Origin of the sequence: Caulobacter sp., from assembly GCF_035254145.1 — a bacterium.
Lineage (GTDB): Bacteria > Pseudomonadota > Alphaproteobacteria > Caulobacterales > Caulobacteraceae > Caulobacter.
Window position 1 is genome coordinate 1 of the sequence record NZ_DATFAV010000306.1, and the last position, 6,147, is coordinate 6,147.

At 67.1% G+C, this 6,147-nt stretch carries 7 protein-coding genes; 4 read left to right on the forward strand and 3 right to left on the reverse strand.

Annotated elements, in window-relative coordinates:
• On the reverse strand, window positions 1-706 hold a 706-nt coding region (locus VJ655_RS18370), incomplete at its 3' end, for a tRNA-dihydrouridine synthase family protein (RefSeq protein ID WP_324113590.1).
• Window positions 707-805: 99 nt separating this feature from the next.
• On the opposite strand from VJ655_RS18370, the gene VJ655_RS18375 reads away from it, so the two are divergent.
• Genes VJ655_RS18375 through VJ655_RS18385 form a run of 3 tightly spaced genes read left to right on the forward strand, consistent with a single transcriptional unit; the run spans window position 806 to window position 3,593 of the window.
• On the forward strand, window positions 806-1,954 hold the full coding sequence (locus tag VJ655_RS18375; protein ID WP_324113592.1) for a bifunctional 2-C-methyl-D-erythritol 4-phosphate cytidylyltransferase/2-C-methyl-D-erythritol 2,4-cyclodiphosphate synthase: 1,149 nt from the start codon (window positions 806-808) through the stop codon (window positions 1,952-1,954).
• A gap of 35 nt (window positions 1,955-1,989) precedes the next feature.
• Window positions 1,990-2,481 carry a CinA family protein gene (locus VJ655_RS18380; RefSeq protein ID WP_324113594.1) on the forward strand — a complete coding sequence of 164 codons (492 nt, stop codon included), beginning with the start codon at window positions 1,990-1,992 and terminating at the stop codon, window positions 2,479-2,481.
• Window positions 2,481-3,593 (forward strand): FUSC family protein, encoded by a 1,113-nt coding sequence (locus tag VJ655_RS18385; RefSeq protein WP_324113596.1) that lies wholly within the window; start codon window positions 2,481-2,483, stop codon window positions 3,591-3,593. Before VJ655_RS18380 ends, VJ655_RS18385 begins: the two co-directional genes overlap by 1 nt.
• Here VJ655_RS18385 and VJ655_RS18390 read toward each other — a convergent pair.
• Both VJ655_RS18390 and lipA read right to left on the reverse strand, forming a co-directional pair.
• Entirely contained in the window at window positions 3,590-4,042 is a 453-nt protein-coding gene (locus VJ655_RS18390; RefSeq protein ID WP_324113598.1) for a type II toxin-antitoxin system RatA family toxin, read from the reverse strand. The two genes, VJ655_RS18385 and VJ655_RS18390, sit on opposite strands and share 4 nt — an antisense overlap.
• Before the next feature lie 4 nt (window positions 4,043-4,046).
• A complete protein-coding gene (gene lipA, locus VJ655_RS18395) occupies window positions 4,047-5,024 on the reverse strand; it encodes a lipoyl synthase (protein WP_324113600.1) in 978 nt (325 codons plus the stop codon).
• Window positions 5,025-5,295: 271 nt separating this feature from the next.
• Here lipA and VJ655_RS18400 point away from each other — a divergent pair.
• Window positions 5,296-6,147, forward strand: an 852-nt coding sequence (locus tag VJ655_RS18400; RefSeq protein ID WP_324113602.1) for an AMP-binding protein, incomplete at its 3' end; no start/stop codon positions are given.

Below are 6,147 nucleotides of genomic sequence, written 5' to 3' on the forward strand. Positions count from 1 at the left end.
GGCGACCATAGACGCCGCGGCCGATCATCACGCCGTCGGCGCCGGACTGCTCTAGAGCTAGGCGAGCGCTGGCGCCGTCGACGATGTCGCCATTGACCAGCACCGGAACCGAGACGGCGTTCTTCACCGCCGCGACGGCGGCCCAGTCGGCGACTCCCTTGTAGAACTGATTGCGAGTGCGACCGTGCACCGTGATCGCCTTGGCCCCGACAGCTTCGGCGCGTCGAGCGATGTCGGGAGCGTTGAGGCTGTCGACATCCCAGCCCAAACGCATCTTCACCGTCACCGGAACATCGACAGCCTCGACCGCGGCCGCGACCAGAGCTTCAGCCAGGTTCGGCTCGCGCATCAGGGCCGAACCGCAAGCCGCGCCGGCGGCGACCTCCTTGGCGGGACAGCCAAAATTCAGGTCGATGATTTCGGCGCCCGCCTCGGCCGCCATGCGAGCGCCCTGGGCCATGAAGCCGACGTCGCGCCCGACCAGCTGGATCACCGTCAGCGGCAAGCCGCTGCCCACGGCGGCGCGACGCACGACATCGGGGCGCCCTCTCGCGAACTCCGCGCTGGCCACCATTTCCGTCGCCACATAGGGCGCGCCGAGCGCCGTGGCCGTTTCTCTGAAGGGCAGGTCCGAGACCCCGGTCATAGGTGCGATCCACACCCGACCGGGGACCTGAACCCCGCCGACCTCGAGCTTGTTGCTCATTTTGTAATCATCCCCGTAGCTGCCTTTTTAGGCATATTGTGCGGCGCAGTAAAGCCCGGATCGACTGGACAAGGACGGTGGCCCGACTAAACAGCCCCTATGACCTTTTCCGCCGTGATCGTCGCCGCCGGTTCGGGAACCCGGGCCGGTCCCGGCCAAGCCAAGCAATGGCGGCTTGTCGCCGGAAAGCCGGTCTTGCGCTGGTCGGTCGAAGCATTCCTCGCGGCCGGCGCGGCCCATATTGTCATCGTAACGACCGAGGATGGCGAAGGGGCGCTGCCCGAGCTCTTGTCCGGCCTCTCGGGCTGGTCAGCGGCGCGCGGTGGCGCGACTCGGGCGCTGTCTGTCCAGGCCGGCCTGGCCGCTCTCGCACATCGCCCTGACAGCGAGCCCGTCCTGATCCACGACGCCGCCCGTCCCTTTCTCGGGTCTTCGATCGTAGAGGCCGTGCTGCAGGCGCTCGCCGACGCCGATGTCGCCCTGCCCGCCCTGCCCGTCGCCGATACCCTCAAGCGCGCCGAGCCCGGTCAGGCCCTGACGACCGCCTCGCGCGAACACCTCTGGCGCGCTCAGACGCCACAGGCCGCGCGCCGTAACACGCTCCAGGCCGCCTATGCCGCCTGGTCCGGAGGCGAGCCGACCGACGACGCCCAAGTGGTGGAAGCCGCCGGTGGCCGCGTCGCCATCGCGCCGGGCGATCCGCTTCTGATGAAACTCACCTATCCCGAGGACTTCGCCATGGCCGAACGGCTCGCCGGCGCCGCGCGCGTCACCCGTGTTGGCCAAGGCTTCGACGCCCACCGCTGGGGTCCCGGCGACGAGGTCTGGCTGTGCGGCGTCGCGATCAAGCATGACGAGACGCTGATCGGCCATTCGGACGCCGACGCGGGCCTGCACGCCCTGACCGACGCCCTATTGGGCGCGATCGGCGAAGGCGACATCGGCGACCATTTCCCGCCGACCGACCCGAAGTGGAAGGGCGCGCCCTCGGATCAATTCCTCAAGCACGCCGCCGAACTGGTCGCCGCCAAGGGGGGGACGATCGTCAATGTGGACGTGACCCTGATCTGCGAGCGCCCGAAGATCAAACCGCACCGCCAGGCCATGCGAGAGCGGTTGGCCGAGGTCTTGGGCCTTCCTGTCGATCGGGTGAGCGTCAAGGCGACCACGACCGAGAAGATGGGCTTCACCGGCCGTGGCGAGGGTTTGGCCGCCTCGGCCGTCGTGGCGGTCGAGACCCCCGCCTGAACAGGCTAAGCTGATCGGCGAAGACGGAGACTCGCATGTTCCCTCTGGAAATCCAGACGCTGGCCCGGCTGCTGATCGATGAAGCGCGCGGGAAATCTTTGCGCCTGGTGACGGCGGAGAGCTGCACGGGCGGTCTGGTCGCGGGCGCGATCTGCTCGATCGCCGGCGCGTCGGACGTCTTCGAGCGCGGCTTCGTCACCTACACCAACAGAGCCAAGTCGGAGATGCTGGGCGTACCTGGCGACTTGATCGCCGATCACGGCGCGGTTTCCGAGCCGGTCGCGCGCATGATGGCCGAGGGGGCGCTACGGGAGAGCAATGGTCACGTGGCCGTCGCTATCACTGGCGTCGCCGGTCCAGGCGGGGGAACGCCGCTCAAGCCGGTCGGGACCGTCCATTTCGCGGTGGCGCGGGCCAATCGTTCCGTCGTTCATCGCCACGAGAGGTTCGATGGCGACACGCGAGAGGCCGTCCAGTTGGCGGCGATCAGGGTGGCGCTTGAGATGCTCCGCGAGGCGGTGGCCTAGTGCCCGAGACCGCGCCCAGCGACTGGCGCCGCTTCACCGGCGCAAACCTTTCGCAGCGCGCGCTGAAAGCCGCCGCGGCCCGCAAGACGGAAATCCGCCACGCCATTCGTGTCTCGGCGGCCGTGGGCGCGGCCTACGCCCTGGCCACGCTGCTGCGCCTGCCGCAAGGCTTTTGGGCGGTGTTCACCGCCGTCATCGTGGTCCAGGCCAGCCTCGGCGCGACGATCACCGCGTCGATCGAACGGTTCTTGGGCACGGTGGTGGGCGCGCTGGCGGGCGCCGTGGCGGCCTATTTCCATAGCCGGTGGCCGCAGTTCGGCGGCCTAATCCTGTGCGTGACGGTGGCGCTATCGGCCTTCGTCGCCGCACTGAGACCTTCGCTGAAGGCCGCGCCGGTCACCGCAGTGATCATGCTGATCGGTACGACCACCCATATGGATCCCCTGATCGCGGCCAGTCTGCGCGTGGTCGAGATCACGGTCGGGAGCCTGGTCGGCGTCGCGGCGACTCTCCTGATCTTCCCCGCCCGCGCCCATGCCTCGGTCGTGGCCAGCGTCCAGAAGATCGCTGGATTGCAGGCGGACATTCTCGAGAGCCACGTGCTGGCGCTGCGCGGGACGCCAGGCCCCATCGACAATCTCAAGGCTCAAGATGATCTGCGCGCCGCACTGGCCAAGCTGCAGGCGGCGATGACCGAAGCCGGCCGCGAAAGCGCCACCCGGTTGAGCGATCGGTCGGTGTCCGACGCCCTGCCTCGCACGCTCTGGCGGTTGCGTAACGACACGGTGATGGTCGGACGGACGCTGCGCGCGCCTCTTCCGGGAGCCCTCGCGCCCGCCGCCGGCGACATGCTGGAAGCCAGCGCCCGCTTCCTGCGAGCCTCCGCGGCGTTTCTTGGCGGCGGCCCCCGCCCGGACCGCATCGCGTTCGCCACGGCGCACCAGGTCTTTCAGACCTGCTTCGAGAGCTTGCGGGGAAAAGGCGTCACCCGGGACCTGGAGTTCGACGACGCCGCCCGGGTCTTCGGACTGGCCTTCGCCATCGAGAACCTGTTCTCCAACCTCGGCGACTTCGAGGAACGGATCGAGGAAGTCGTCGAAAAGAAGGACTAGGCGTTCGGTCCGTAGATCTGGCGCGCCCGGTCTTCGAAGCAGGCGATCAGCTTGCCGGCGGCCTTGTCGACATTGGCGGCCAGCAGCGCGTCCAGCATAAGCGACTTGAAGGCGAACTCGATCGTGAACTCGATCCGCGTCGCTTCCCCCTCGGGGACGAAGCGCCAGGCGTTCACCAGGCGCTTGAACGGGCCATACAGCAGGTTGACGTCGATGCTGAGCGCCTCGCTGTCTCGGCGGACCCGCGTGGCGAACTTCTCGCGCAGGAACGAAAAGCCGACCTGCGCCTCGGCGTCGATCGTGCTCACGGCGCCGTCCTCGCGCGCGTTCCAGGTGCGCATGCCCGTGATCCACGGCACGAAGCGCGGATAGGCCTCGACGTCTCCGACGAGTTGAAACAGGGGCTCGGGCGCGTAAGGCAGGACGCGCGTGACGACGTGACGATGCAAGGGGTTATGTCGTGCGGGCGTCGAGCGCGCGGCGGGCGGCCTGCAGCTTGGCGAAGTCCTCGCCCGCGTGGTGCGACGAGCGGGTCAGCGGGCTGGAAGACACCATCAGGAAACCCTTGGCCCGGGCGATCGCCTCATAGGCCTTGAACTCCTCGGGCGTCACGAAGCGGTCGATCGCGGCGTGCTTGCGGGTCGGCTGCAGATATTGGCCGATGGTGATGAAGTCGACGCCGGCCGAGCGCATGTCGTCCATCACCTGCATGACCTCCTCCTTGGTTTCGCCAAGGCCGACCATCAGGCCGGACTTGGTGAACTGGGAGGGATCGCGCTGCTTCACGCGGTCCAGCAGGCGCAGCGAATTGTAGTAGCGGGCCCCGGGGCGGATCTTGAGATAGAGCCGCGGCACGGTCTCGAGGTTGTGGTTGAAGACGTCCGGCTTGGAGTCGATGACCACGTTCTCGGCGTTGTCCTTGCGCAGGAAGTCCGGCGTCAGGATCTCGATGGTCGTGCCTGGCGCGGCCGCGCGAATGGCGGTGACCACCTCGGCGAAGTGGCGCGCGCCGCCGTCCAGCAGGTCGTCGCGGTCCACCGAAGTAATGACCACGTGCTTGAGGCCCATCTTGGCGACGGCCTCGGCCACGCGGCGCGGCTCGTCGGGATCCAGCTGGGTCGGCAGGCCGGTGGTGACGTTGCAGAAGGCGCAGGCGCGGGTGCAGATCTCGCCCATGATCATCATGGTCGCGTGCTTTTGGCTCCAGCACTCGCCGATGTTCGGGCAGGCGGCCTCTTCGCAGACCGTGTGCAGCTTGTGCTCGCGGACGATGCCCCGGGTCTCGTTGTATTGCCCCGAACCCGGCGCGCGGACCCGCAACCACTCGGGTTTGCGAAGGACCGGCGTGTCGGGACGGTTCTGCTTTTCGGGATGGCGCGCCGCCCGGTCTTCCGGGCCGCGAGCCTTGAGGGTGTCGATCACCGTGGCCATGGCGCCTAAATCGGTCTTCTTGGCCTCCGGATCAAGCGCTTGATCCTGCTTAAGGCTTTCAGTCGGGCGCGATGGAGAGAATCGAGGCTGTTCGAGCGCTTTGCGCGTGGTCGACGCGGCGGGGCGACCGTTGCGTCCTTTCTCAAAACCTTGCGCCACAAGGCGGCGCTCACGCTTTGTGACTCATTCTTGCAAAGCCGGACCTTACTCGGCAGACTCCGCGTTTAACGAACGAAAGCGGACTTTCGCTTTTCGGGGAGGTTTCGCCGGGATGCCGGTAGCTTACGATGCGCGAACCGGCCAAAAGGCCATCTTCGACGCCCTTATCGACGCCCGCGACAAATATGGCGCCAAGAAGCAGATCCTGGAGGACCAGGACCGCAATCCCCTCACCTATGTCGATCTGATCCGGGCCAGCTTCGCCCTGGGTCGTAAGATCGCGGCGATGACGAAGCCTGGCGAACATGTCGGCGTGCTGCTGCCGTCGGGTTCCGGCGCGGTCGTGACCTTCTTTGCTCTACACGCGTTCGGTCGTGTTCCGACCATGCTCAACTTCACGGCCGGCTTGCGGAACATCAAAGCCGCCTGCCGTTTGGCCGGGATCAAGCGCGTTCTGACGGCGCACCGGTTTATCGAGCTGGGCAAGCTGCACGACATCGTCGACGCGATCAGCATCCAGGCCGAAGTCACCTACCTTGAGGACGTGCGCGGCACGATCGGACTGGGCGACAAGCTGTTCGCCGCCGCCGCCGGCATGTTCCCCCGCCGCTTCCGGGTTCCGGCCAAGCCGTCGGACAAGGGCGTCGTACTTTTCACCTCGGGCAGCTTCGGCGCCCCTCGCGGCGTGGTCCTGACCCAGGAGAATCTGGTTCAGAACGCCATGCAGGTGGCCGCGCATATCGAGCTGAATCCCAACTGGGTGATGTTCAATCCTCTGCCGGTGTTCCATTGCTTTGGCCTGACGGGCGGCGTGATACTGCCGATCCTGACGGGGATGAAGGCGTTCCAGTACCCCTCACCTCTGCACACCAAGCAGATCCCGCCGCTGATCAAGGACGCCAAGGCCTCGATCCTGCTGGCCACCGACACCTTCGTGAATCAGTACGCCCGCGCGTCCGAGGCC

What these genes read in the sequence shown, in the direction of transcription:
- VJ655_RS18380 (WP_324113594.1), top strand. Translation starts at nt 1,990, where the DNA reads ATGTTCCCTCTGGAAATCCAGACGCTGGCCCGGCTGCTGATCGATGAA.
- lipA (WP_324113600.1), bottom strand. Translation starts at nt 5,024, where the DNA reads ATGGCCACGGTGATCGACACCCTCAAGGCTCGCGGCCCGGAAGACCGG.
- VJ655_RS18375 (WP_324113592.1), top strand. Translation starts at nt 806, where the DNA reads ATGACCTTTTCCGCCGTGATCGTCGCCGCCGGTTCGGGAACCCGGGCC.